19 protein-coding genes, 1 other RNA gene and 2 pseudogenes are annotated in these 25799 nt (G+C 71.4%); 7 read left to right on the forward strand and 15 right to left on the reverse strand.

The genetic code is table 11. The features are described from left to right. Positions 1-361 precede the first annotated feature (361 nt). The 10 genes from ssrA to ABD332_RS10395 all read right to left on the reverse strand — a co-directional run bounded on the left by ssrA (position 362) and on the right by ABD332_RS10395 (position 11433). Positions 362-735, reverse strand: a transfer-messenger RNA (tmRNA) gene (ssrA, locus tag ABD332_RS10350). A gap of 67 nt (positions 736-802) precedes the next feature. Next, positions 803-2224, reverse strand: coding sequence for an SRPBCC domain-containing protein (locus ABD332_RS10355; RefSeq protein WP_344501592.1), 1422 nt, complete (start codon positions 2222-2224; stop codon positions 803-805). Positions 2225-2293: 69 nt separating this feature from the next. Then, entirely contained in the window at positions 2294-2773 is a 480-nt protein-coding gene (gene smpB, locus ABD332_RS10360; protein WP_344501593.1) for an SsrA-binding protein SmpB, read from the reverse strand. A gap of 61 nt (positions 2774-2834) precedes the next feature. Further along, positions 2835-4139, reverse strand: coding sequence for a peptidoglycan DD-metalloendopeptidase family protein (locus ABD332_RS10365; protein WP_344501594.1), 1305 nt, complete (start codon positions 4137-4139; stop codon positions 2835-2837). A gap of 153 nt (positions 4140-4292) precedes the next feature. After that, positions 4293-5168 (reverse strand): permease-like cell division protein FtsX, encoded by an 876-nt coding sequence (gene ftsX / locus ABD332_RS10370; protein ID WP_344501595.1) that lies wholly within the window; start codon positions 5166-5168, stop codon positions 4293-4295. A 67-nt stretch (positions 5169-5235) separates the two neighbouring features. Continuing rightward, positions 5236-5916, reverse strand: a complete 681-nt coding sequence (gene ftsE / locus ABD332_RS10375; RefSeq protein ID WP_344501596.1) for a cell division ATP-binding protein FtsE — start codon at positions 5914-5916, stop codon at positions 5236-5238. 229 nt (positions 5917-6145) lie between these two features. Next, positions 6146-7261: a peptide chain release factor 2 gene (gene prfB, locus ABD332_RS10380; protein WP_344501597.1), complete on the reverse strand. Its 1116-nt coding sequence runs from the start codon at positions 7259-7261 to the stop codon at positions 6146-6148. A 43-nt stretch (positions 7262-7304) separates the two neighbouring features. After that, the gene (locus ABD332_RS10385) at positions 7305-7820 is read right to left on the reverse strand and encodes a PadR family transcriptional regulator (RefSeq protein WP_344501904.1); all 516 of its coding nucleotides are present in this window, start codon (positions 7818-7820) and stop codon (positions 7305-7307) included. An 82-nt stretch (positions 7821-7902) separates the two neighbouring features. Next, the gene (locus ABD332_RS10390) at positions 7903-10446 is read right to left on the reverse strand and encodes a serine/threonine-protein kinase (RefSeq protein ID WP_344501598.1); all 2544 of its coding nucleotides are present in this window, start codon (positions 10444-10446) and stop codon (positions 7903-7905) included. Between the two features lie 165 nt (positions 10447-10611). Continuing rightward, positions 10612-11433 (reverse strand): tryptophan 2,3-dioxygenase, encoded by an 822-nt coding sequence (locus tag ABD332_RS10395; RefSeq protein WP_344501599.1) that lies wholly within the window; start codon positions 11431-11433, stop codon positions 10612-10614. A 26-nt stretch (positions 11434-11459) separates the two neighbouring features. Between ABD332_RS10395 and ABD332_RS10400 the strand changes: the two genes are divergently transcribed. Further along, positions 11460-13058, forward strand: coding sequence for a WYL domain-containing protein (locus ABD332_RS10400; RefSeq protein WP_344501600.1), 1599 nt, complete (start codon positions 11460-11462; stop codon positions 13056-13058). Here the strand turns inward: ABD332_RS10400 and pruA are convergent. Then, positions 13055-14674 (reverse strand): L-glutamate gamma-semialdehyde dehydrogenase, encoded by a 1620-nt coding sequence (gene pruA, locus ABD332_RS10405; RefSeq protein ID WP_344501601.1) that lies wholly within the window; start codon positions 14672-14674, stop codon positions 13055-13057. The two genes, ABD332_RS10400 and pruA, sit on opposite strands and share 4 nt — an antisense overlap. Positions 14675-14780: 106 nt before the next feature. Between pruA and ABD332_RS10410 the strand changes: the two genes are divergently transcribed. After that, complete coding sequence (locus tag ABD332_RS10410; RefSeq protein ID WP_344501602.1) at positions 14781-15632, forward strand: hypothetical protein; 852 nt, start codon at positions 14781-14783, stop codon at positions 15630-15632. Positions 15633-15651: 19 nt separating this feature from the next. Here the strand turns inward: ABD332_RS10410 and ABD332_RS10415 are convergent, their stop codons facing one another. After that, complete coding sequence (locus ABD332_RS10415; RefSeq protein ID WP_344501603.1) at positions 15652-16158, reverse strand: DUF6912 family protein; 507 nt, start codon at positions 16156-16158, stop codon at positions 15652-15654. A 115-nt stretch (positions 16159-16273) separates the two neighbouring features. On the opposite strand from ABD332_RS10415, the gene ABD332_RS10420 reads away from it, so the two are divergent. Both ABD332_RS10420 and ABD332_RS10425 read left to right on the forward strand, forming a co-directional pair. After that, positions 16274-16507 (forward strand): helix-turn-helix domain-containing protein, encoded by a 234-nt coding sequence (locus ABD332_RS10420; protein ID WP_344501604.1) that lies wholly within the window; start codon positions 16274-16276, stop codon positions 16505-16507. Between the two features lie 164 nt (positions 16508-16671). Then, complete coding sequence (locus ABD332_RS10425) at positions 16672-17433, forward strand: Rv3235 family protein (RefSeq protein WP_344501605.1); 762 nt, start codon at positions 16672-16674, stop codon at positions 17431-17433. A gap of 1089 nt (positions 17434-18522) precedes the next feature. Here ABD332_RS10425 and secA read toward each other — a convergent pair. After that, a complete protein-coding gene (gene secA / locus ABD332_RS10430; RefSeq protein WP_344501606.1) occupies positions 18523-21429 on the reverse strand; it encodes a preprotein translocase subunit SecA in 2907 nt (968 codons plus the stop codon). Positions 21430-21601: 172 nt separating this feature from the next. On the opposite strand from secA, the gene ABD332_RS10435 reads away from it, so the two are divergent. The 3 genes from ABD332_RS10435 to ABD332_RS10445 are packed head-to-tail and all read left to right on the forward strand — an operon-like array spanning position 21602 to position 24925. Then, positions 21602-22750 carry a GNAT family N-acetyltransferase gene (locus tag ABD332_RS10435; RefSeq protein ID WP_344501607.1) on the forward strand — a complete coding sequence of 383 codons (1149 nt, stop codon included), beginning with the start codon at positions 21602-21604 and terminating at the stop codon, positions 22748-22750. Then, positions 22747-23799 carry a GNAT family N-acetyltransferase gene (locus tag ABD332_RS10440; protein WP_344501608.1) on the forward strand — a complete coding sequence of 351 codons (1053 nt, stop codon included), beginning with the start codon at positions 22747-22749 and terminating at the stop codon, positions 23797-23799. Before ABD332_RS10435 ends, ABD332_RS10440 begins: the two co-directional genes overlap by 4 nt. 40 nt (positions 23800-23839) lie before the next feature. Beyond that, a complete protein-coding gene (locus ABD332_RS10445; protein ID WP_344501609.1) occupies positions 23840-24925 on the forward strand; it encodes a glycerophosphodiester phosphodiesterase in 1086 nt (361 codons plus the stop codon). Between the two features lie 48 nt (positions 24926-24973). Here the strand turns inward: ABD332_RS10445 and ABD332_RS60040 are convergent. Beyond that, positions 24974-25171, reverse strand: a pseudogene (locus ABD332_RS60040) (sigma 54 modulation/S30EA ribosomal C-terminal domain-containing protein); the annotation flags it as partial. 71 nt (positions 25172-25242) lie between these two features. Then, positions 25243-25597, reverse strand: a pseudogene (gene hpf / locus ABD332_RS60045) (ribosome hibernation-promoting factor, HPF/YfiA family); the annotation flags it as partial. Positions 25598-25799 lie beyond the last annotated feature (202 nt).

Below are 25799 nucleotides of genomic sequence, written 5' to 3' on the forward strand. Positions count from 1 at the left end.
GCGAACGCCGCGACGGTCCTGAAGGGGCACGGGTGAAGCGAAGCTCCCCCGCTGCGGTCCGATCCCAAGCATGCCCAGCACGCGCCCGCGACCCGAGACACCACACGCGACCAGCGAACGCCGCGACGGTCCTGAAGGGGCACGGGTGAAGCGAAGCTCCCCCGCTGCGGTCCGATCCCAAGCATGCCCAGCACGCGCCCGCGACCCGAGACACCACACGCGACCAGCGAACGCCGCGACGGTCTTGAGGGGGCGAGGGTGGAGCGAAGCTCCCCCGATGGGGAGCACCGGCGCAGCCGGTGCGCGGGGAATCCGGAACCGCCAACGGCGAACGCCCCCTGCGTGAGCAGGGGGCGTTCGGCGGTGGAGGTGCCGGGAATCGAACCCGGGTCCTTCGTTGCTTTGCTAGGGCTTCTCCGAGCGCAGCTCGCTGTGTCTCTACTCGGCCCTACCGATCACGCGAGCGAGTCGGTATGACGGGTCCAGTCGCGATTGATCTCGCCGCACGAGCCCCGCGACAGGACTCGGTTGGCCAGCCTTCTAGCTGATGCCGGTGATCGGGTCGAAGGCGAACCCGGACCGACAGATCTCTACCCTTGCTTAGGCAGCGAGAGCGAGATCGGAGCGCTTGTAATTGGCGCTTATACTTTTCCGACGACTGATTCGCGAGACAACGTCGGCTTCCTCGGCTCGCTTCCCCTAGCGCGGCGCACAAAGTCGAAACCAGTCACCCCCGCGCGGGTGGTGTTGGCTGCCGCTCCCACAAGCGACTGATCTAGAGTAACGCCTTCCGTCCAGCTTTTCATCCCGATACCTGGGTGCACGGACGGCCGTCGATGGTGCAGGTGAGCGGGGCGTTGCGGACGCCGAGGCCTTCGACCTCGAAGCGGAGGGTGGCGGTGCCGCCGGGGCGGACGGTCCGGGTGCTGTCGACCGGGGTGAAGATCGCCTTGAGGCCGGCGCGGGTCATGACGGCGCCGTCGACGTTGCGGACGGTGAGGTCGAGCAGGGGCAGGACGACGGCGACCGTCCAGTCGGTGCTGGCGGCCGGGCCGGGGTTGGTGACGGTGACGGTCACCCGGTAGGACGTCAGCGTGAGGTCCTCGGTGCGGCTGCTCGCGGTGAGCTGCGGACCGGACGCGGCCACCACGCTGGGCGCGGCCGTGGCCGACGGCGGCGCGGTCGCCGCGGCGGAGCTCGCCGCGACCAGGGCGGGGCGCGGGGACCGCTCGGCCGGCGTGCCCGGGAGCGTGGCCTGCACGGGCCCCTCGACGCCGCCGCCGGTGCGCGGCGGCTTGGCCGGGTGCGGCGCGGTGGCCTTGCCGACGAGCAGGGCGATCATCGCGAGCAGCAGCAGGATCGCGGCCGCCGCCGCCACGGCCTGGCTGCGACGGTCGGCGGACCAGTCCCGAGCGGCCGCGACGCGTCGTACGCGCGACATGATGGCGTTTGCGGCAGATGTACCGACGGAGCCCAGCCGACGCACGCCTGCCGCGATGCCTGATGGCCGCGCGGACCGGTGACTGGGTGCGGCGGCGGGCGGCGCGGCGGGCGGGGCGGTGGCCGGGGTGACGGTCGGGGCGACGACGGGCACGGCCGCGACCCCGGTCGCCCGGGCGCCGAGGACCGCGGCGGCGAAGCCCGGCATGGTGGTCGTCGGGCGCGGGCCGGCGGTGGAGCGGGTGTGCGAGCTGAGCCCGGGCGCGGAGCGGCTCGGCGCGTTGGGCTGGCGCGGCAGCCGGTTGAACGGCCCGCCGTCGTTGCGCCGCACGGCCGGCGGAGCGTCGACGGCGGTGACCGGGGCGGACGGCTGGGCGTGCTTCTTCAGGGTCGCCGCGAGCGGTCCCTCGAACAGCTGCTGGTACGTCCTGCGCAGCACCCTGCGCCGCATCGTCCCCTGCGGGCCGAGGAACCCGCTCTGGGTCATCGTGAGCCGGGTGTGTCCGCCGGCCAGCTCGTCGAGGGTCAGCGCGACGACGGTGTGCAGGTTCTCCCCCGACCAGCGCATGACCAGGCGGTGCGCCGTCTCGGTGGTGACGATCTCGCCCTCGATCGGGTCCTCGAGGCCGGCGAGGGCGGTCGCCTGGAACGTGAACGTGCCGTCGTCGCGGACCATGAACCGGGTCGTGGGCAGCCAGTCGGTGACGAGGTGGGCCTCGGTGAGCGCACGCCACACCGCGGACGGTGGGTGCTCGAGGTCGACATCGACCCGAATCTCGGTCACGCACGGACTATATGGCTTGCACGCATTGCTCGCTCGCCTGACGAGCACTACTCAGCCAGGCGAGACGATTTACTCGGTTCTGCCCTTGTTGCGGCTGCCCATGACGCGAGAGATCTCCCGCTCGGCGTCACGTTTCGCCAGCGACTGGCGCTTGTCGTAGGACTTCTTACCCCGGGCGAGGCCGATCTCCACCTTGGCCCAACCGTCGGCGAAGTACACCGAGAGCGGCACCAGCGTGAGGCCGCTCTCGCGGACCTTGTTGCCGATGCGGCCGATCTCCTGCCGCTTCAGCAGCAACTTCCGGACGCGACGGGGAGGGTGGTTCGTCCAGGTGCCCATCGTGTATTCGGGGATGTGCATCGCATGGAGGAACACCTCGCCGTCGGAGATCTGCCCGAACGCGTCGACGAGCGAGCAGCGCCCGGCGCGCAGCGACTTGACCTCGGTGCCGGTGAGCACGACGCCGGCCTCGATCGTCTCGAGGATCTCGTAGTCGTGGCGCGCCTTCCGGTTGGACGCGACGACCTTGCGTCCCTTTTCGCGCGGCATCGACCCCTCCACAAATCTTGATAGGAGTATCAGCGTATCGCGCGCGGCAAGAAGGTTTCGGTCAGCAGAGACAGCCCGGCAGCCAGTTCAGCGGCTGGATGGGGCTGCCGTTGAGGCGGACCTCGAAGTGCAGGTGGTTGCCGGTCGACGCGCCGGTGGTGCCGACCCGGCCGATGAGCTCGCCGCGGTGCACGGTCTGGCCGACGTGGACGAGGATCTGTGACTGGTGGCCGTAGCAGGTTGCCAGCCCCTTGCCCTGGTAGAGGCCGTGGGAGATGCAGGTGTAGTTGCCGTTGCCGCCCGCCCATCCGGCCCTGACCACCTTGCCGTCGGCGGCCGCGACGATCGGCTGGCCGCCGCCGGCGGCGACGTCGATACCGGCGTGCAGCTGGTACACCTTGTAGACCGGGTCGAAGCGCATGCCGTAGTTGCTGGACTTCCAGCCGTGCACGGGCATCAGGAAGAAGGCGCCGGTCTTCGGCGGGATCGCGGTGGTGAGCGGCGCGCCGCCGGTGCCGGTCTTGCCGGTCTTGCCGGCCGCCTTGGCCGCCTTCGCCGCGGCCGCCGCCTCCGCCGCCGCGGCGGCCCGCAGCTCGCCGGCGACGCGGTCGCTGTCGACCTTGAGCTGCTGGTAGCGGGCGAGGACCGCGGTGCGTTCGGAGTTGGCGACGGCCTCGGCCTGCGCGCTCTTGTCGATGAGGGCCCGGACGTCGGCGGCGGCCTGCTCGGCGCCGGCCTGCGCGGTCCTGCTGTCCTGCAGCGCCTGGCGGGTCTGCTCGGCCGCCCGGCGGGCCTTGTCGCGGGCCAGCTCGGCGACGGCGGAGCGCTGCTTGGCCGACATCCTGGCGCGGGTCAGGTCGTCCAGCGCCCGCTGGCTCTCGGCGGCGACACGGTCGAGGTAGGAGATGCGCAGCGCCAGGTCGTTCGGCGAGCCGGACTCGATGATCGAGTTGAACATGGCGAAGCCGCTGCCCTTGTACGTGGCGGCGACGAACACGGACACGTCGGCGCGACCCTGCTCGACCTCGGCCTTGGCGGCGTCGTAGTCGTCGTCGGCCGAGTCGAGTACGGCCTCGGCCGCGTCCCGGTCGCGCTCCGCCTGGCGGGCGGCGGCGTCGGCGGCGATGACCCGGCCCTTGGCATCCTCGAGGGCGTCCTCGGCGCCGGGCAGCGCTGCGGTCGCGGCGGCGTGGTCGGTCGCCGCCTGCTGGGCCCGCTCGGTGGCCGCCTCGAGGGTCGCCTGCGTCTCCTGGATCTGGCGGTCGATGCGGGCCTTGTCGTCGCGGGCGTCTGCGTGCCCGGCCGTGCCGCTGCCCAGCAGCACGACGAAAGCCCCGACGGCGCAGAAGATCCTGATCCGATTCACGTAACCCTCCAGTACCACTTGAGGGTTACCGTACGCAGCGAAAGACCCATAAGTCCGGAATTTTGGCGAAATGCACCTATCGTGGTGCACTTCGGATATACGACGAGGGGTGGGCCGGAAACCGGCCCACCCCTCGTGGAAACAGCCCGCGGGTCAGACCCGCACGTAGAACCGCAGCGTGATCCAGGCGGTGACCGCGCTGACCAGGCCGCCGGCGCCGGCGAGGACCGGCAGCATCACCCAGATGCTGCTCCAGTCGATCGGCAGCAGGACGTTGGCCAGGGCCTTGAGCGACCCGTCGATGAAGAAGAACTTCGCGGCCACCAGGCCGCCGAAGGCCAGCAAGGCGCCGATCAGGCCAGCGAAGACCGCCTCCAGGACGAAGGGCAGCTGGATGAACCAGTTGGACGCGCCGACGAGCTTCATGACCGCGACCTCACGGCGTTTGCTGTAGGCGGCCACCTGGATGGTGTTGGCCACCAGGAGCAACGCCGCGGCGCCCTGGATGATGGCGACGGTCAAGGCGAGTGTCTGCAACGCGCCGAGCAGCTCGAAGACCTTCTTCAGCAGCTCCTGCTGGTCGACGATGTCGCTGACGCCAGGCTGGGAGATGAACTCCTCCTGGAGCTGCTTGACCGTCTTCGGGTCCTTGAGCTTGACGCGGTACGACTCCGGGAGCGAGTCCTCCTTGGTGGCGTTCACCAGGTCGGGCGCGTCACGGAACTGCGTCTTGAAGCGTGCGTACGCCTCCGACTTGCTCTCGTGCGTCACCTGCTTGACGAGCGCGTTGCTCTCCAACGCGCTCTTCAGGCTGGTCCGCTGATCGTCGGTGACGTCGTTCTTCAGGAAGATGGACACCTCTACCCGCTGGTAGAAGAAGTCCTCCATCTTGTTGACCTGGAAGAACAGCAGCAGGCTCGCGCCCAGCATGGTCAGCGACACCGTCATCGTGATGATCATCGCGATGGTCATGGTGACGTTTCGCCAAAGTCCGGTCAGGACCTCGGACAGGATGTACTTCATGCGCATCGGGTGGGGTTCCTTCCCAGCGGACCCGGCAACGTCAAGGGGTGGCTACGACGAGATCTGGCGATCGTCAGCCGTACACACCGCGCGACTGGTCCCGCACGATCCGGCCGCTCTCGATCTCGACGACCCGGCGGCGCATCTGGTTCACGATGTTGGAGTCGTGGGTGACCATGACCACCGTGGTCCCGGTCCGGTTGATCCGGTCGAGCAGACGCATGATCTCGATCGACGTGTCCGGGTCCAGGTTTCCGGTCGGCTCGTCGGCGAGCAGGATCAGCGGCCGGTTGACGAACGCGCGCGCCACGGCGACGCGCTGCTGCTCACCACCGGACAGCTCATGGGGGTAACGGTGCTCCTTGCCGCCGAGACCGACGAGCTCCAGCACCTCGGGGACGACGCGGCGGGCAACGCCCTTCGACTTGCCGATGACCTCGAGCGCGAAGGCGACGTTCTCGTAGGCGGTGCGGTTGGGCAGGAGACGGAAGTCCTGGAACACGCAGCCGATCTGCCGGCGGAACGCCGGGATGCGCCACGAGCGCATCGAGGTCACGTCGCGCTCGTTGACGACGACCTTGCCCTTGTTGGGCGTGACCTCATGCAGCAGCAGCTTGATGATCGTGGACTTGCCTGAGCCGGAAGGTCCGATGAAGAAGACGAACTCGCCCTTCTCGATGTTGACGGAAACATCGTCGAGTGAGGGGCGGGACGCCTTCGGATACGTCTTCGTCACGTGGTCAAGCCGAATCACGGGACGTGAGTCTACGCGGTGTGACATCCACGCCAAGTACGCGAAGTGCGTCGCGTGCCGTTTGCCCTAAATGCGAACCCAAAGAGCTGACCCCAACCGCAGGGAGACACGGGATTCCAGCCGCAAGTGTGACGTACACCTCACTTGCGGCCTTGATCGCCTAATTACCGAAGGTGATCGCCGCACTCCAATGCGATGATCACACCCCCGGGGGTCACCCGAACGGGGGTTACGCCGGATTGAGCTCCCGCTGCTTGCGCCACCGGATGCCCGCGTCGATGAAGGCGTCCAGGTCGCCGTCGAAGACCGCGGTGGGGTTACCGGTCTCGTGCTCCGTCCTGAGGTCCTTCACCATCTGGTACGGGTGCAGCACGTACGAGCGCATCTGGTCGCCCCACGAGCCCTGGACGTCGCCGCGGAGCTCGTTCATCTTCGCGGTCTCCTCGGCCCGCTTCACGGCGAGGAGCTTGGCCTTCAGCACGCCCATGGCGGTCGCCTTGTTCTGGATCTGGGACCGCTCGTTCTGGCACGAGACGACGATGCCGGTCGGCAGGTGGGTGAGGCGCACCGCGGAGTCGGTCGTGTTGACGCCCTGGCCGCCGGGGCCGCTCGAGCGGTACACGTCGACGCGCAGCTCGTCGTCGGGGATCTCCACGTCGTCGGTCTGCTCGACGACCGGCACGACCTCCAGCGCGGCGAACGACGTCTGCCGGCGGCCCTGGTTGTCGAACGGGCTGATCCGCACGAGCCGGTGCGTGCCCGACTCGACCGACAGCGTCCCGTAGGCATACGGGGCCTTCACCGCGAACGTGGCCGACTTGATCCCGGCCTCCTCCGCATACGAGGTGTCGTAGACGTCGGTGTTGTAGCCGTGCCGCTCCGCCCAGCGCAGGTACATGCGCAGGAGCATGTCGGCGAAGTCCGCGGCGTCGACGCCACCGGCGCCGGCGCGGATCGTGACGAGCGCCTCGCGGGCGTCGTACTCACCCGAGAGCAGGGTGCGCACCTCGAGCTCCTCGATCGACTTGGTCAGCGCCGTGATCTCGTCGGCGACCTCGCCGAGCGACCCCGCGTCGTCCTCGGCCTGGGAGAGCTCCAGGAGGACGATGGCGTCGTCGAGCTTGGCCCGCAGCCGCTCCAGCTTGCCGATCTCGCCCTGCACGTAGGACAGGCGGGACGTCACCTTCTGCGCGGCCGCCTGGTCGTCCCACAGGTTGGGCACGGCCGCCGCTTCTTCGAGCTCCGCCTTCTCCTTGCGGAGCCGGTTGAGGTCGAGGACGGCCTCGATGTTGCGCAGGGTGCCATCAAGGTGCTTGAGCGATTCGGCGTGGTCGAGAGCGGTCACCCTCAAAGACTACGCCGGACCGGCGGGCGCTAACGGGCGGGCGCTATTTGGTCGGGGCGCTCTTGAGCCACGTGAGGGCGGCCTTGTGATAGCCGACCGCGAAGTCCAGCGACGCGGCGAAGAACTCGTCGCCGGACTTCTTCGCCTCTTTGGCCATTTCCCGGGCCTCGGTCAGCGCCGCATTGTGGTATTCCAACGCGTGCGCATACACCTGCTGCAGTTGCGCGCCCGTCTGCTGCACGCCGAAGGCGACACGCAATGCGACAGGATTGCGCAGCGCCTCCCGGCCGGCGGGCTCCGACAGCCAGCGGGTGAATGCCCGCTTGCCGGCGGGAGTGATCGCATAAGGCTGGCTCGAACGCGCGCCGGGCTTGCCGAGCCTGACATAACCAGCGGCGGCGAGCGCGGGGAGCTCGCGGTAGACCTGGCTGCGGGTCATCGACCAGTAGGCGCCGAGGCGTCGCTGGGCGGCGGCCATCAGCTGCCCACCGGTCATCGGCCCCTCGTGCAGCAGACCGAGCAGGGCCGCCGCCGTCGCGTTGACTCCAGATTCCGCCATGAACCCTACGCTGTCATCTTTCTCCGGCTCAGTCCAGGATTTCGACAAATCCACTGTCGACTGTCGCGTCGCGACTGTCGAGTTAGGACGGAAACTTCGGCGGCGAAGGAAAGGACGGCATCGTCGGGAACGGCGGCAGCGGATCACCGATGCCCGGCAGGCTCCGCCCCGGCGACGGCACCGCCGTCGGACGCTTCGTGGGCGTTTTCCCGCCACCGCCCCCGTTGTCTTCGCCGCCCGGTGCGGTGGATTCCTCGACCGGCGGCGCGCTGGACGGCTCCGGGGACGTCGCCGCCGAGGGGGCGGGCGAGTCGCTGGGGACGACCGTGGGCGTGGTGCCGTTCACCCGCGTGGGCTGCCGCCCGCCGCCGTCGAACGCGCCGCTCATGAGCACGGCGCCGACGCCGAGCAGGATGAGCAGCAGCACCGCCCCGCCGACGCCCGCGAGGACCCGGCGGTCGGACCGGCGCTCGCCGGCGGGCGGCGCGGCGGCATCGGACGCGTCGTCGGGGGCACGCAGCCAGGTCAGCGCGCCGGAGTCGGAGTCGGCGGCGGCCGGCGGCGCGTCCGCGGCGGATGCCAGGACGTCGGTCGGCGGCTCGGCGGCATCCTCGAGATCCACCGGGTCCATCGGCGAGGGGTGCACCGGCGCGTCGGGCTTGACGAGCGAGGGGCCGGGGATGGGGCCGGTGGGCCGGTCGGGCAGCACGGGCCAGGCCGCGGGCACGACGACGTCGGTGGACCGCTCCCCCTCGGCGGTGGCGGCCGCCTCGGCGGAGGCCTCCCGCTGCTGGGGAACCGCGGGCGTGAGCACCACGGTGAACGCGTCCGGGTTGGGGCCCTCCTCGACCGGCGGCGCGGCGGGCTCATCCCCGCCGGGCGTGTCGCCGCCCCAGAGCGGGACGTCCGTCACCAGCTCGGGTCCGGCATTCCCGGTATCGACCGGTTCGTCGGAATCCTCAGACTGTTCGGTCTCAGCCTGTACCGCGGCATCCTCGGCGACGACGTCGGCAGCGGCCTCCGCGGGCGTGGCGGATTCGGCCGGCACGGCGAGGGCCTGCTGCAGCGCCGCGAGGGCTCCGCCGGGAGCGCTCTGCGCCGGCTTGGCGAGCACCACGGCCTCCGCCTCAGCAGCGGACACGACGACCTCGGTGGGCGGTTCCGCCTCAGGAGCAGACGCAATCACCTCGGTGGGCGGTTCCGCATCGGAAGGGGACGCGACGACCTCGGCCGGGGGTTCCGCGCCGGAAACGGATGCGATGACCTGGGTGGGCGGTTCCACCTCGGAAACGGGCGCGATGACCTCAGTGGGTGGTTCCACGTCGGAAGCGGGCGCGATGACCTCAGTGGGCGGTTCCACGTCGGAAGCGGGCGCGATGACCTCGGTGGGCGGTTCCGCCTCGGGGGCGAGTGCGATGACCTCGGTCTGAGGCTCCGGCTCCGAGGCCGGCGGGGCGGCGTCCGCCGGCGGCTCCTCCGGCGGGGAAGCCGGCGGCTGGGAAGCCGGCACCTCAGCAGCCGGCAGCTGGGACGGCACGGTGGGCAGCTCGGCGACGTCCTGGCGGACCGCCGCGGCGAACGCGCCCGCCCCGCGCGCCTGCGTGGGCAGCTCGGAGAGCGGCAGCCCGTTCGGCTCCGTCGGCAGGTCCTTGATCGGCACGGCCACCATGAGCGCCGCCGAGGCCGCGGCCGGTGAGGTCGGGGCGGTCGGCAGCGGCACCCAGTCGACCCGGCGGACCGGGGCGGACACGGGCGCGGTCTGCTCGGCGGAGCGGGCCCAGAAGGTGACCGCCTCGGCGGGCAGCCGCGGCAGCGGCTCGAAGCCGTCCAGCGCACCCTCGGCGACCCTGAGCCGGCCCATGATCGAGGCGGCCGCCGGACGCATGCGCGGGTCGAGCTCCATGCAGCCCTCGATGATCGGCCACAGCGCGGCCGGCATCCCGGGCGGCGGCACGGGCACGCAGTCCGCGTGGCGGCGCAGGACGTCGTTGGGGGATCCGCCGCGGTACGGGCTCCGGCCGCAGATCAGCTCGAAGAGCACGACCCCGAGCGCGTAGACGTCGGAGGCGGGGCTGGGCAGGCCGCCCGCGACGACCTCGGGCGCCACGTACTCGGGCGTGGCGTGGGTCGGCCCGGCGGGCTGGTCGAGGCGGCGGGCGACGCCGAAGTCGGCGAGGCGCACCGGGCCTCCGTCGAGCGGGACGAGCAGGTTGCCGGGCTTGACGTCGCCGTGGACGATGCCGGCGGCGTGGACGTACGCGAGCGCGTCGGCGACCTGGGCGACGACCTCGGCCGCGGCGGCGGGCGGCAACGGGCCGTCGGCGCGCAGCCGGCGCCGCAGGTCGGGCCCGCCCACGAGCTCCATCGCGATGGCCAGCAGGCCCTTGCCGGTGATCAGGTTGTGGACCCGGATGACGGACGGGTGGTCGAGGCCGGCGAGCAGCTCGGCCTCGCCGAGGAACCCGTCGACGAGCTCGGGCACCTCGGCGGCCTCGGCGCGCATGATCTTGACCGCGACCCATTGGCCGGTCTGCTCGTCGTACGCCCGCCAGACCGCGCCGATGGCGCCGCGGGCGACCTCGGTCTCCAGCCGGTACCGGTCGCCGAGCATGGTCTTCGTCTTCATTGCGGACCCCTCCCCATCACCTAGGACGGTAGGCCCACATCGATGCGGCTGGACGGCCCGGGTGGGCCGGTTGGCACAAAGAAAGGAGTAGACAGACTACATATGCGAGCGCAGCTCCCACAGCGCCGGTGCTACAGGTGCGAGCGCAGCTCCCCAGCGCCGGTGCTACAGGTGCGAGCGCAGCTCCCACAGCTCCGGGTAGAAGCGCAGCTCGACCCGGGAGCGCAGGTAGGCGCCGCCGGCGCTGCCGCCGGTGCCGGCCTTGGTGCCGATCTGCCGCTCGGCCATGAGGACGTGCCGCGCCCGCCACATGCCCCACGCCTGGTCGTGCGCGACCATCGTCTCGGCGAGGTCCCAGAACGGGCCGTGGTGCTCCCGGTCGCGGGAGATCGTGAGCAGCGACGCGATCCGGTCCTCCTTGGTGGCGACGGCGAAGCCCGCCTTCTCCAGGGTGGTGAGGAATGCCTCCCAGAGGCTCGGCTCCTCCAGGCGCCGGTTGAGCCGCGCCTGCTCGGCGTCGGACAGGCCGCGGAAGCGCTGCAGATACGTCGGATCCTTCAACCCGGAGAGGAACTCGATCTCCCGGAACTGCGCCGACTGGAACCCCGAGGCCGGGGACAGCTTGTTGCGGAAGCGCAGGAAGTCCTGCGGGGTCATCGTGTCGATCACGTCCACCTGCCCGACCAGCACCCGCTGGATCGACAGGCAGCGCTCCAGGCGCACCCTCGGCAGATAGGTCTCGCCGGCGAGGAGGCGGTCGCGGGCGTCGGTGAGCTCGTGGAGGATGAGCTTGAACCACAGCTCGTACACCTGGTGGATGGTGATGAAGAGGAGCTCGTCGTGCGCGGCGGGGTCCGACTCGGGGACCTGCGCGTCGAGCAGACCTGTCAGTTGCAGGTAGTCACCGTACGTGAGGCGGCCGCCCTGCTCCCCGAAATGCGCGTCCTGCCAGTTGCCGGCGACGTTGCCGGGCGATGGGTTGGTCACCTCCCAAACCTATAAGGTCACCAGTCGTGACGAGAGTTGCACTGGTCGGCTGGCTGGGTCGGTTGGCGGCGGACGAGCTGGGCGCGGTGCTGCGCCGCCGTCCCGACGCGCTCGGGGCGCCGCCGCCGGAGGACCTGGTGCAGCTGGCCGCGCGGCTGACCGCCCGGACCGGCGTCGACGAGGTGGTGGCGCGGCTGCCACTGCCGGCCGTGCAGGTGCTGGAGGCGCTGGGCGGCGGACCGGATCCGGTGCCGCTGCCGGAGCTGGCGGACCGGCTCGGCGTCGCCGCCGACGACCCGGCGCTCGACGCGACCCTGCAGGTGCTGCTCCAGCGGGCGCTGGTGTGGCCGTCGGAGGACGACACCGCGCTGTTCACCACGGCGCAGCTGCCCGCCCCTTCCGGGCATGACGCGTTCGAGCCGGTGCCGCCGGCGCCGTCGCTGCGGCCCGCCGACCGGACCGAGGTGCGCGACGCGGCGGTACAGGCGGCGACACTGCTGCTGGAGCGGCTTCCGGTGCTCCTCGACGCGGCGGCGGCGCGCCCACTGAGCCGGCAGCGCTCCGGCGAGGTCGCGGTGCGGGAGCGGCGCCGGCTCGCGTTCACGACCGGCCTCGACGAGCCGACGGTGGCGCTGCTGGCGGACCTCGCGGTCGCGGCGCGGCTGCTGGGGCCCGACGGGGTGCGCTTCGTGCCGACGCTCGCCTACGACGAGTGGGCCGACCGGGCGGCCGCGGACCGGCTCGCCAGGCTGCTGACGCAGTGGTGGTCGGGCGAGCCGCTGCGGCAGGTCGTCGTGCGGGCGCTGCACGAGCTGCCCCCGGACACGGCCGTCGCCGACGTGGAGTCGTTGGCGCCGCTCGTACGGTGGACCGCGCCGCTGCAGACGAGGGCCCTGGACGACCTCGGGTCCGTGGTGGCCGGCATCGTCGACGAGGCCACCCTGCTGGGCGTGTGCGCGGCCGGGGCGCTGAGCCCGCTCGGCCGGGCGCTCGCCGACGGGCGGGGCGTCGCGGAGGTCGCGGCGCGGCTGCTGCCCGCGGGGCCGCCGGCGGACACCCTGCACGTGCGCGGGGTCGGCAGCGTGATCGTCAGCGAGGACACCGACCTGCTGGACTCGCTGGTCGCCGACGGCACGCTGGCGGCGCTGAAGCTGCGCCGGGTCGCGCCGACCGTCGCCGGGTCGGCGCTGTCACCCGTGGACACCCTCGCGGCGCTGCGGGCCGCCGGCTACCGTCCGGCCCGCGACGCCGGCCCGGGGCCGGTCCGGCTGCACCGCGCGCGGGTCGACCACGCGCGCCGCCCACCCGCGCGGGCCACCGTGGACCCGGGCGAGCTGGCGGCGCGGTTGCTCGTGCCGACGCAGCGGACGCCCGATCCGTTGGAGCTGATCCGGCAGCGGGCGCCGCAGCTGCGCGCCGACCAGGCCCAGCTCCTCGCGACCGCGGTGGAGGACGGCTCGCCGGTGTGGATCCGCTACGTCGACGCGCAGGGCCGCGCCTCCGAGCGGGTCATCGACAACGCGCACCTGTCCGGCTCCACCATCGACGCGTGGTGCCGGCTGCGCCGCGACGACCGTGCCTTCACCCTGGACAAGATCGTCGCGGTCGCACCAGCGCGGGTCTAGCCCATGTGCGGGTAGCGGTGGTCGGTCGGCGGCACGAACGTCTCCTTGATCGTCCGCGGCGACGTCCAGCGCAGCAGGTTGTGCCACGATCCGGCCTTGTCGTTGGTGCCGGAGGCGCGCCCGCCGCCGAACGGCTGCTGCCCGACGACCGCGCCGGTCGGCTTGTCGTTGACGTAGAAGTTGCCGGCGGCGAAGCGCAGCGCGTGCGTCGCCCGCTCGACGGCCTGCCGGTCGGTGGCGAAGATCGAGCCGGTGAGCGCGTAGGGCGCGACCGACTCGGCCTGCGTGACGACGGCGTCGTAGTCGGCGTCGGGGTAGACGTGCACGCCGAGGATCGGGCCGAAGTACTCGGTCGTGAAGACCTCGTGCGTGGGGTCCGTGGACTCGACGACCGTCGGCCGGACGAAGAAGCCCTCGCTGTCGTCGGTCGTGCCGCCTGCGACGACGGTGCACGACGGCGAGTTCTTGATCCGGTCGAGCGCCTGGGCGTGCCGGTCGAACGCCCGCCGGTCGATGACGGCGCCGCCGAAGTTGCTGAAGTCGGTGACGTCGCCGTAGGTCAGCTCGTCGGCGGTGCCGGTGAGCTGGTCCTTGATCTTCGCCCAGATGCTGGCCGGGACATACGCGCGGGACGCCGCCGAGCACTTCTGGCCCTGGTACTCGAACGCGCCGCGGATCAGCGCCGTCGTCAGCGCGGCCGGGTCGGCGGACGGGTGGGCGATCACGAAGTCCTTGCCGCCGGTCTCGCCGACGATCCGCGGGTAGGAGCGGTACTCCCGCTCGGCGACGGTCCGGTTGAGGGTGCGGAACACGGCGGTCGAGCCGGTGAAGTGGATGCCGGCCAGGTCGCGGTCGGCGAGGGCGACCTCGGACGTGGCGAGCCCGTCGCCGGTCACCAGGTTGATCACGCCGGCGGGCAGGCCGGCGGCCTCGAACAGCCGCATCGTCAGGTGCGCCGCCAGCTGCTGCGTCGGCGACGGCTTCCACACGACGGTGTTGCCCATGAGCGCGGGCGCGGACGGCAGGTTGCCGGCGATCGCGGTGAAGTTGAACGGGGTGATCGCGTAGACGAACCCCTCCAGGGGCCGGTGGTCGAACCTGTTCCACACCCCGGGCGACGACTTCGGCTGCTCGGCGAGGATCTGCTGGGCGAAGTGGACGTTGAACCGCAGGAAGTCGATCAGCTCGCAGGCCGCGTCGATCTCGGCCTGGATCGCGGTCTTGCTCTGCCCGAGCATGGTCGCGGCGTTGAGCGTGTCGCGCCACGGGCCGGCGAGCAGGTCGGCGGCGCGCAGGAACACCGCGGCCCGCTCGCTGAACGGCAGGTCGCGCCAGCCGGCCGCGGCCCGCTTCGCCGCCTCGACGGCGTCGGCGGCGTCGGCGGTCGTCGCGTTGTGGGTGACGCCGAGCACGTGCCGGTGGTTGTGGGGCTGCACGACGTCGATCGGCTCGCCCGACGCCATGCGCTCCTTGCCGTCGATCGTCATCGTCAGCTCGAACCGCTCGCCCGCCAGGTCGGCCAGGCGGCGCTGCAGGCTCTCGCGCTCCGCCGACCCCGGCGCATAGCCGCGGACCGGCTCGTTGGTCGGGTCAGGCACGGCGAACAGGCCATCCATCACGGGACTCCAGATCTCTACTCGGCAACGTCGGCGAGGTTTCCTCTCATCTTCCCACGGTCCCCTGAACCGTCGTTCGGGTCGCTTCCGCGTACGCTGCTAGCTCGTGGCAACAAAGGTCGTCTCGTCTCAGGTGGAACGCCGGCCCTACACGGTGGTCGTCGTCGCGCTCTTGCTGCTCGCGCTGACTCTCTGGTCGACCTACAGCGTCATCGCCAACGCCGCGAGTGAGTTCCTCGTCACCACCCTGGCCGCCCTGGTGCTGCCGAGCATCCTGCTCGCCACGGCCCTCGCCGGTGGCGCGGCCGGGGTGCTGGCCGTCGGCCTGCTGCCGTGGCGCCGGCTGTTCGCGGGCGCCGCCGGCGGTCTGGTCGTGGGGCTGCTCGCGACGGGCGGGATGCTGCTGGCGTACCACCATGGGCCGGCCGTGCCGTACGTCGCGGCGGTCGTGGCCGTGACGGGCGCGCTCGGCGGCGCGGCGGCCGCCTTCCGCTTCCTGGAGGCGGTCACGGCCGGGATCGCCGGCGGCGTGGCGGCCACCGCGCTGGGACTGGTCGTCGCCTACTTCCAGAACGACCTCGTCGACCTCTTCGGCAACCAGGAGACCGTCGGCACGATGGCCGAGGCCGCGTCCCGCCTGCAGCTGACCACGTCGATCCTCAGCGGCGTGCTGGCCGGTGTGGTCGCGTTCATCGCCCTGCGGCGCACCGGTGCCGCCCTGCCCTGGCCCGTGTACCCGGCGGCGGGCGCCACGGCCGGGGTCGTCACCCTGGTCGCGACGCTGCTGGGCTGGCTGGGGCGGCTGCCGCTGACCGCCGTCGTCGAGGACTACAGCGCCTTCGACGCGCAGATCATCTACAGCCGGCTGCCGGAGCAGATCAACCACGGGATGATCGTGCTCTTCGCGGGCGCCTTCACGGCGATGATCCTGGTCGGCCGGACGATCCGGCGCGCCTAGCTCTTCGCTGTCTTCGCTGTTACTGGATGAGCTGGTCCAGCTCGGACGGGTCGTACCACTCCAGCTCGTGGTCCTCGGCGCCGTCGACGGTGAACTGCGCGTCGGGGTCGCCGGCCGCGGCCTCCTCCACCACCTCCGCGGCGGCCGACACCTCCGGCTCGGCGTCGCGGCCGTCGACGTGGATGGCGGCGACCGCCCGCAGCGGCACCTTGCCCGACACCTCGACCTGGCTCGACCCGAGGTCCAGCCCGGCCATCTTCAGCGCCTTCTCCGGCAGGTCCACGCAGAGCACGACCCTGCGCCGCGGCGCCTTGGGGTCGTGGCGCAGCAGCCGCAGCGCGCTCTGCGCCGCCCGGGTGAACGCGACGTACTCCAGCTCCTCCTCGTCGCCTTCCGCGTACCACTCCCGCAGCGCGGGCGTGACGGCGTGCGCCTCGGACGGCGGGGGCAGCTCGCCGCTCTCCCGCAGGACGGCCAGCTGGGCGAGGGTCGCGGGCAGGTACACACGGGTGAGGTCACTCGTCACGCCACCTGTACTACACCCTCATCGCCGTTTTCGGTGCGGAAACGCCCATGTGTCCTTCAGCGCTCGTGGGGGGCCGTCCGGGGCTGTCGGGGCCTAACGGTGGCAAACTGAGGTCATGGAGCCGCGATTCCTGCTCATGGCCGACGTCGCCGAGCAGTTGAACGTGTCGACGTCGCAGGTCTACCACATGGTCCGCAGCGGCGAGCTGCCCGCGATCAAGGTCGGCGGCCGGGGCCAGTGGCGGATCGAGCGCTCCAAGCTGGAGGAATACATCGAGCGCAAGTACGCGGAGACGGCGGAATGGGTGCGTTCGAACCCGCTCACGGACCGCTTCGACGACGCGCTGTAGCCCCTGCCCACCCGCGCAAAGCGACGCTTACCCATTGTCCAGATTTATCATGTCTTTGCGGTCGAGTTGATCTTGCGTTTGCTTACGTTTGCCTTGACCGGGGTTCGGTACAGTCTTAGAAAGGAGGAGGCAAACGTAGGCAAACGCAAGGATCGGGGGAAGTCATGGCGCCCACCACGACGCCCACTCGCCCACGCCGCGCCCGCACGTCGGCGTCCCGCCCCGGCACCGCGGCCACCACCTCGCCGTCCCGCCGCGCAGCCCGCCCGCCCAGCGACGCGCCCACCCCATCGGCCTGCTCCCCCGCCGGCGCGACCGACCGCCCGGCGGCTCTGGCCGGTGGCGCCGCTGATCACTCGGCGGCAGTGGCCGGTGATGCGGCCGTCGTGGCCCGTCCCGCCCCGCCGCTCGACCCGCCGTGCGAGGAGGCCATGGTCCGCCGGCCTTCACAGCCCACCGGCGGCATGGACTTCCTGCCGGGTGACTGGGTGGCGTTCCCCACCAGGGCGGCCCCCGCCTCCGCCCGCCAGGCCCCGGCACCACCCTCGGCCGGGACGCCCGCACTGTCACCGCCGCACCCGTCCGCCCAGCGGTTCGTCGGCATGTGCGTCGAGATCCTCAACGGCTACCGCCCGGCCTCCCACCTGCGCCAGGTCACCCACCCGAAGCACTGCACCGCCATCACCGACCAGCTGATCCGCCGGACCGTCCGCGTCCGCATGACCCCGTCGCACGCCGCCCGCCAGGGCCACCTCGTGCGCGTCAGGCGCATGCTCGTCACCGAACCCCTGCCCGGCATCGCCGAGCTGGTCGCCATCCTCGAGCAGGGCTCCGCCACCTGGGCGATGGCCGTCCGCCTGGAGCGCATGCCCCACCGGACCACGGGCCACCCCACCTGGCTGTGCACCCTGGTCCAGGTCGTCTGAAGCCCCGGTGCCGCCCGCCGAGGGAGGGCGGCAGGCGGCACCGGCCCAAGCCCTGATCCCCCCGGCCACACCGCCCGTCCCGGCACGGGGCAGGACGGGCCCCGACAGGGCAGCGGGAGCCCTCACCCGGTCAACCTCGCGGACCGGTTAAGGCTCCCGCTGCCCGGCACCCCACTCACCACCGAGACCCACCACCGAGGTCCGCACAGACCCCCGGTGCGCCCGCTGGAGGGGCGGCGGGCGCACTGGGACTCCACCCACCCCTCAACCGCAAGCCCCGGGTGCACCAAGCTTGAGCGACGGTAGGCGCCCCGGGGCACTCCACCCACCCGCCCAACTCCAGATCCCCCGGCGCCCGTCTTGAACAGCAGCCGGGCGCACCGGACTCCACCCACCCAGGCCCCGGGCACCTGCCTTGAGCAACGGCGAGCACACCAGGGCTCCCCCCTCAACCCCAAGCTCCCAGCGCGCCATCTTTGAGCAACAGGGGGCGCACCGGACTCTCCGCTCAACCCAATGCCCCGGCGCTCGCGGGAGGGCGGCGGGCGCACTGGGACTCCATCCACCCCTCAACGCAGTCCCTGGGTGCACCCCAACCCGAGCAGCGGCAGGCGCAACGGGGCACTCCACCCGCCCGCCAACTCCAGATCCCCGGCGCCCGCCTTGAACAGTGGCGGAGCGCACCGAACGACCTCGCCCGCAACCCGGCCGCCCGCGGGAGGGGCGCTGAGCGCGCTGGGACTCCACCCACCCTCAATCCCAAGCCCCGGGCGCACCCAACCTGAGCAGCGGCGGGCGCCCCGAGACTTCACCCGCCCGCCAATCCCAGATCCCCGGCGCCCGCCTTGAACAGCGGCGGGGTGCATCGGACTCCGCCCACCCATCTTGAGCAGCAGCGGAGCGCACCAGACGCCACTCATCCGCCCAACCCAAGTCCCCGCCTTGGGCGGCGGCGGGCGCACCGGGACTCCGCTCCCCTGTGCGCTCGTGAGGGGCGGTGGTTCAGGTGCGGACATGCGGACGCCCGCCGAGCTGCGACACGAAGGCAGCAGCGCGGCGGGCGTCCGGTGGGGCTGGCAGGCGGCGCGGTCAGGCGCCGCCGGGGGCGCCGTGGCAGCGCTTGTACTTCTTGCCGGAGCCGCAGGGGCAGGGGGCGTTGCGGGAGGGGCCGTTGCCGGCGACCGCCTGGCCGGGGGAGGGCTTGCGGGCCGCCGACGGCGCGGCCGGGCCCGAGCGGCGCACGCCGGGAGACGGCGACGACGACGGGGCCGGGCGGGTGGTGCCGCTGCCCAGGCCGAGGGCGGGCGCCTCCTCCTGCTGCTCGATGTGCACGCCCGCCTCGCCGTCGATGGTCGGGGCGGAATACTGCAGCGCACGCGGCATGCGGTTGCCGCCGAGGCCCTTGGCGCGGATCTCGACGTGCGGCTCGGGCAGCGGGACGTTGGCGCCGGTCTCGGCGGCCGCGGCCACGTCCAGCACCGGGGCCGGAGCCTCCTCGACCTGGACCTCCAGGTTGAAGAGGAAGCCGACGGCCTCTTCCTTGATGCCTTCCTGCATCTGCTGGAACATGTCGAAGCCTTCGCGCTGGTACTCGACCACGGGGTCGCGCTGCGCGTAGGCCCGCAGGGTGATGCCTTCCTGCAGGTAGTCCATCTCGTAGAGGTGCTCACGCCACTTGCGGTCGATGACGTTGAGCAGGACCTGGCGCTCCAGCTCGCGGACGGCCTCGGCGCCGAGCTCTTCCTCGCGGCGGTCGTAGGCGGCGTGGGCGTCGTCGATGAGCTGGTTCTTGAGGAACTCGGGGTCCAGCGAGCCGCCGGCCTCCTCCTCCAGGTCCTCGATGGTGACGCCGACCGGGTAGAGCTGCTTGAGGTTCGTCCACAGCTGCTCGAGGTCCCAGTCCTCGGCCGTCTCGCCGAGGGAGGTGGCGGAGGTGACGTAGTCGCCGACGACACCGTCGATCATGTTGCGGACCTGCTCGCTGAGGTCCTCGCCGTCCAGGACGCGCTTGCGCTCGGCGTAGATGACCTTGCGCTGCTTGTTGAGGACCTCGTCGTACTTGAGGACGTTCTTGCGGATCTCGGCGTTCTGCGCCTCGATCTGGGTCTGCGCGCTCTTGATCTGGCGGGTGACCATCTTGGACTCGATGGGCACGTCCTCGGGGATGTTGAAGCGGTCCATGACCGCCTCGACGGCGCTGGCCCGGAAGCGGCGCATCAGCTCGTCCTGCAGGGACAGGTAGAAGCGGGACTCGCCGGGGTCGCCCTGACGGCCGGAGCGGCCGCGGAGCTGGTTGTCGATGCGGCGGGACTCGTGCCGCTCGGTGCCCAGGACGTAGAGGCCGCCGGCGTCGGTGACCTCGTCGGACTCGTCCTCGACCATCTTCTCCCAGCGTGGGAGGGCGTCCTCGAAGGCGGCCGAGTACTCGTCCGGGCCCTCCACCTCGTCGAGGCCGCGCTGGCGCAGCTCGGCGGCGGCGAGGTACTCGGCGTTGCCGCCGAGGAGGATGTCGGTGCCACGACCGGCCATGTTGGTGGCGACGGTGACGGCGCCTTTGCGGCCGGCCTGCGCGATGATCTCGGCCTCTTTGGAGTGGAACTTCGCGTTGAGGACGGAGTGCGCGACGCCACGCTTGCGCAGCAGCTGCGACAGCAGCTCGGACTTCTCGACGGAGACGGTGCCGACGAGGATCGGCTGGCCGAGGGCGTGCCGCTCGACGATGTCGTCGACGACGGCGTTGTACTTCGCCTTCTCCGTCTTGTAGATCACGTCGGGGTGGTCGACGCGGACCATGGAGCGGTGGGTCGGGATGGAGATGACGCCGACGCCGTAGACCTTGTTGAACTCGGCGGCCTCGGTCTGGGCGGTGCCCGTCATGCCCGACAGCTTCGAGTACAGGCGGAAGAAGTTCTGCAGGGTGATCGACGCGAGCGTCTGGTTCTCCTGCTTGATCTCGACGCCCTCTTTGGCCTCGATCGCCTGGTGCATGCCCTCGTTGTAGCGGCGGCCGTGCAGGATGCGGCCGGTGAACTCGTCGACGATGAGGACCTCGCCGTCGTTGACGACGTAGTCCTTGTCCTTCTTGTAGAGCTCTTTGGCCTTGATGGCGTTGTTCAGGTAGCCGACCAGCGGGGTGTTGACCGACTCGTAGAGGTTGTCGATGCCGAGCTGGTCCTCGACCTTGCCGACGCCGCGCTCGGTGACGGAGATCGTGCGCTTGGACTCGTCGACCTCGTAGTCGCCGTCGCCGTCCTTGCCGCGCTTCAGGCGGCCGACGACGCGGGCGAACTCCTGATACCACCGGGCGGACTGCTCGGCCGGGCCGGCGATGATCAGCGGGGTGCGGGCCTCGTCGATCAGGATCGAGTCGACCTCGTCGACGATCGCGAAGTTGTGGCCGCGCTGCACGAGCTCGTCACGCGACCACGCCATGTTGTCGCGCAGGTAGTCGAAGCCGAACTCGTTGTTGGTGCCATACGTGATGTCGCAGTCATACGCGGCCCGGTGCGCCGACGACGGCTGGTTGGGCAGCACGGTGCCGACGGTCAGGCCGAGGAACCGGTGCACGCGGCCCATCCACTCGGCGTCGCGCTGGGCGAGGTAGTCGTTGGTCGTGATGACGTGCACGCCCTTGCCCGAGAGCGCGTTGAGATATGCGGGGAGCACGCAGGTGAGGGTCTTGCCCTCACCGGTCTTCATCTCGGCGATGTTGCCGTAGTGCAGGGCGGCGCCGCCCATGACCTGCACGTCGTAGTGTCGCTGACCGAGCACCCGGGAGGCGGCCTCGCGGGCGACCGCGAACGCCTCAGGCAGGATGTCGTCCAGCGTCTGACCGTCGGCGAGCCGCTCCTTGAACTGGTTCGTCATGTCGGCCAGCTCTTCGTCGGAGAGGTCGGTGTACTCCTCCTCCAGCGAGTTGACGGCATCTGCGACAGCCTTCAACCGCCGCACCTGGCGACCTTCGCCGGCGCGGAGGATCTTCTCGAAAATCGACACGGGTCAGCGCTCCCTTAAACGTCTGCGACCCATCGTAGGCGGCTTCTTGCCCGAACTGCCGCCCCCGCCCACCCACTCTACGGACACTGATGGACAAAGCCGTACAAATCGCTTCGATGTACCGAAGAAATATCCGCCGACAGCGGACACATTTGGGGCAGGATCGGCGGTCATGGAGCCGATCGAACTGACCACCGGCGACGGGCTCGTCCTGCGCGCCTGGCATGAGGACGACGCCGAGGACGTCTTCCTCGCCTGCCAGGATCCCCTGATTCAGCGCTGGACCATGGTGCCTGTGCCTTACCTGCGGGAACAGGCCGCCGCCTACGTGCGGGAGATGTCACGGGCCGCGTGGGTCACCGAGACGTCGGCGCCGCTCGGGGTGTTCGACGCCCGCACGGGTGAACTGCTCGCCTCCGCCGGCCTTGTCACCCTCGACCTGCGCAACCGGCAGGGCGAGCTCGGCACCTGGGTGGCGCCCTGGGCGCGCGGGCGGCGGGTCGCCGAGCGGGCCGGCCGGGCCGTCGCGCACTGGGCGTTCGAGGTGCTGGGGCTCACGAAGCTCGTCTGGCGCGCCGAGGTCGGCAACCACGCGTCGAAGCTCACCGCCGAGCGGATCGGCTTCACGTTCGACGGCGTGGTGCGGGCGCTGCTGCCGGCGAAGGAGGGCGGGTTCGTCGACGGCTGGCACGGGGTGATGCTGCCCGGCGAGGTCTGCGACACACCCCCGGCGTGGGTCGCTCCGGGCGGCCCGGGCGCGCTGCGCGCCCACACGTTCTGCACCCCGCCGGTCCGCCTGCCGGCCGGGCCGGGCACGCTGCGGCTGGCCCGCGACGGCGACCTGGACGACCTGGTGATGACGTTCCGCGACCCGGAGACCGTCCAGTGGACGTCGGTCCCCCTGGACTACGGCCCGGAGCATGCCATGGACTTCATCCACCACCGGTACCCGAACGGCTGGCTGCAGGGCACGGGGGTGGGGTTCGTGGTCGCGGACCCCGACGACCGGTTCGCCGGCACCATCGACCTGCGGATCAACCCGATGGACCCGGTCAGCGCGGAGCTGGGCTTCTCCTCCGCGCCGTGGATGCGGGGCAAGGGCTTCATGACCGAGGCGGCGCGCGCGATCTGCGGCTTCGGGTTCGACCGGCTCGGCCTGGGCCGGATCGTCTGGCGCGCGCACGTGGGCAACATCGGATCGAGGAGGGTGGCGGAGAAGGTGGGATTCGTGATCGAGGGCGTCCAGCGGGACAGCTGCGAGCAGCGCGGCACGCGGGTCGACGGCTGGGTGGCGACCCTGCTCAAGCGGGACCTGAAATGACCGTCGCGCTCAGGCCGTTCCGGGACGAGGACGCCGACGCGGTCGCCGAGGCGTGCGGCGACCCCGCCATCGCGCACTACCTGCCGTTCCTGCCCCAGCCGTACACCCGCGACGACGCCCTGGCGTTCTTCCGGCAGAAGCCCGGGGACCCGGCGATCGTCGACGCGGCGACGGACCGGGTGCTCGGCGCGATCGGGTCGACGCCACGCGGCACCGGCACCGTGGAGGTCGGCTACTGGGTCGCGCCGTGGGCCCGCCGGCAGGGGGTGGCGTCAGCGGCGCTGGAGCAGTTCAGCGCCGGGCTGTTCGCGCAGGGGCTGCAGCGGCTGTACCTGGTGACGGCGCTGACCAACGGCGCCAGCCAGCGGGTCGCCGTCGCCGGCGGGTACGTCCGGGAGGGCGTCGCCCGGGCCGCCTCGCAGGCCGCGGACGGCAGCTGGCAGGACATGGTCGTGTGGGCCAGGACCGCCGGCGACCCGCCCGGCCCCAGCGCCCGCGCCCTGCCGGACCTGCCCGGTGGCGTGCTGACCGACGGCGTCGTCGCGCTGCGCCCGATCGGCGAGGAGGACGGGCCCAGCACGTACCAGATGCGCAGCCGCCCGGACGTCAGCGGCAGGTCAGTCGTCGGCACCCCGATGGACCCGGCCGTCGTGACCCGTCAATGCGCCGAGTCGGTGTCGAAGTGGCTGGCCGGCCAGCGGGCGGAGATGACCATCCGGGACGCCGACGGCGGCACCTACCTCGGCGAGATCGCGTTGTTCTACTTCGAGCCGCTCCTGCGCGAGGCGATGATCGGCTACAGCCTCACCCCGGAGGCGCGCGGCAAGGGGTACGCCTCCCGCGCCGCCCGGCTGATCACCGCGTGGGGCTTCGAGATCGGGATGGCGAGGATGACCGCCGGCACCGCCCCGGACAACGTGGCGTCGCAGCGGGTCCTGGAGGCGGCCGGGTATCACCGCGAGGGCCTGCAGCGCAGCCGGCTGCCCGGCCCGGACGGCACCCGGATCGACAACATCCAGTTCGCCAAGCTGCGCCCGGCGGCAACCTAGGCGTCATGTGGCGTTGCCGTGTGCCCGAGACAGTCTGGGCATGCGTCGACGTGCAGTGATCTCCGGCATCTCGGTGGCCGCCGGGGCGGCGGTCCTTCCACAGGCCCTCGTCAGCCCCGCGGCCTCCGCCCACACCACGAAGCCGCGGCCGGCCCGGCCGCTCGTCATCGGGCACCGCGGGGCGAGCGGCCACCGGCCCGAGCACACCCTGGCGGCGTACCGCCTGGCGATCGCGATGGGCGCGGACTTCATCGAGCCCGACCTCGTGCCCACCAAGGACGGCCAGCTCGTCGCCCGCCACGAGAACGAGATCTCGGGGACCACCGACGTGGCGTCGAAGCCGCAGTTCGCGGGCCGGCGGACCACGAAGACCATCGACGGGGTCAGCGTCACCGGCTGGTTCACCGAGGACTTCACCCTCGCCGAGCTCAAGACGCTGCGCGCGGTCGAGCGGCTGCCCGCGGTCCGCCCGCACAACACGATCTACGACGGGCTCTTCGAGATCCCGACCCTGCAGGAGGTCATCGACCTCGCCCGCTCCGCCGGTGTGGGCATCTACCCGGAGACGAAGCACCCCACGTACTTCGCGTCCGTCGGGCTCGCGCTGGAGCCGCTGCTCGCCCGGATCCTCAAGCGCAACGGGCTGGCCGGCCGCAACGCGAACGTCTTCCTGCAGTCCTTCGAGCCGACCAGCATCAAGAAGCTGCGCGGCCTGGTGGACACGCCGTCGGTGGTGCTGCTCGACGCGGTCGGCTCGCCCTTCGACTTCCGCAGCAGCGGCGACCCGCGGACGTGGGCGGACCTCGCCAAGCCGGCCGGCCTGGACTGGCTCAAGACCTTCACCAACGGCGTGGGCGCGACGAAGAACCTGGTCATCGCGCGGGACCCGGCCGGCAACCTGCTGCAGCCGACGGCGCTGATCGGTGACGCCCACGCGCGCGGCCTGAAGGTGCACTCCTGGACGTTCCGCAACGAGAACCAGTTCCTGCCGCTCAACCTGCGCAAGGGCACCGACCCCAACGCGTGGGGCGACGTGATCGGCGAGATCAGGACCTTCCTGGCGGCCGGGCTCGACGGCGTCTTCGCCGACTACCCCGACACCGCGGTCCTGGCCCGCGACCTGTGAGCGGACGGCGGGCCGGTTCACACCGGCCCGCCGTTCGGCGGCAACGGCTCAGGTGCCGAGGCTCATGACCCCGTAGTCGTACGCCTTGCGGCGGTAGACGACGCTGGGCCGGCCCGACTCCTTGTCGTTGAAAAGGTAGAAGTCGTGGCCGAGCAGCTCCATGTGGAACAGCGCGTCGTCCACGGTCATCGGCTCGCCCGGGTGTTCCTTCTCCCGGACGATGTGCCACGGCTGGTCGTCCTGCTCGTCGATCAGGTCGAAGGACCCGGCCTCGACGTCGGCGAGTGTGGCGACGCTCGCGCGCTCAGGTTGTGTGAACGCCAGCGACGCGGTCGCCGCGGCGACGGAGACCGGCGCGTGCCGCCCCCGGTGGACGCGCCGGCGGTCGGCGGCCCGGCTCAGCCTGCTGTCCAGCTTGGCGATGGCGGCGTCCAGCGCACTGTAGAAGTCGGCGGCGCAGGCCTCCGCCCGGATCACCGGCCCTCTGGAGACACACGTGATCTCCACGCGCTGACAGTGATCGGATTGGCGCGGATTGCGCTCGTGAAACAACTCGACGTCGACGCGGATGAGCTTGTGGTCGTATCGCTCGACCTTCTGCAGCTTGTCTGCGACGTGCTGCCGGTAATGGTCGGGCACCTCGACGTTGCGGCCCTTGACGACGATGTCCACTCCTGGCCTCCCCCACGGGTCTAGCTAAAGAAACGGGTTTGGGTTCGGTTGTTGTCCGGACTGCTCGGCCGGATCGCGCCTCCCCAGAGGCTGAGCCTTCGCGGCACGCGACCGAAACGGATGGGGCAGGGTCCTCCCTTCCGAACCGGCGCTTCGCGAACGCCGGCAAGGTCTTCGGTCAGGTCGTCTCTCGACGTTAAAC

The sequence above is a fragment of the Dactylosporangium maewongense genome, from assembly GCF_039531485.1.
Lineage (GTDB): Bacteria > Actinomycetota > Actinomycetes > Mycobacteriales > Micromonosporaceae > Dactylosporangium > Dactylosporangium maewongense.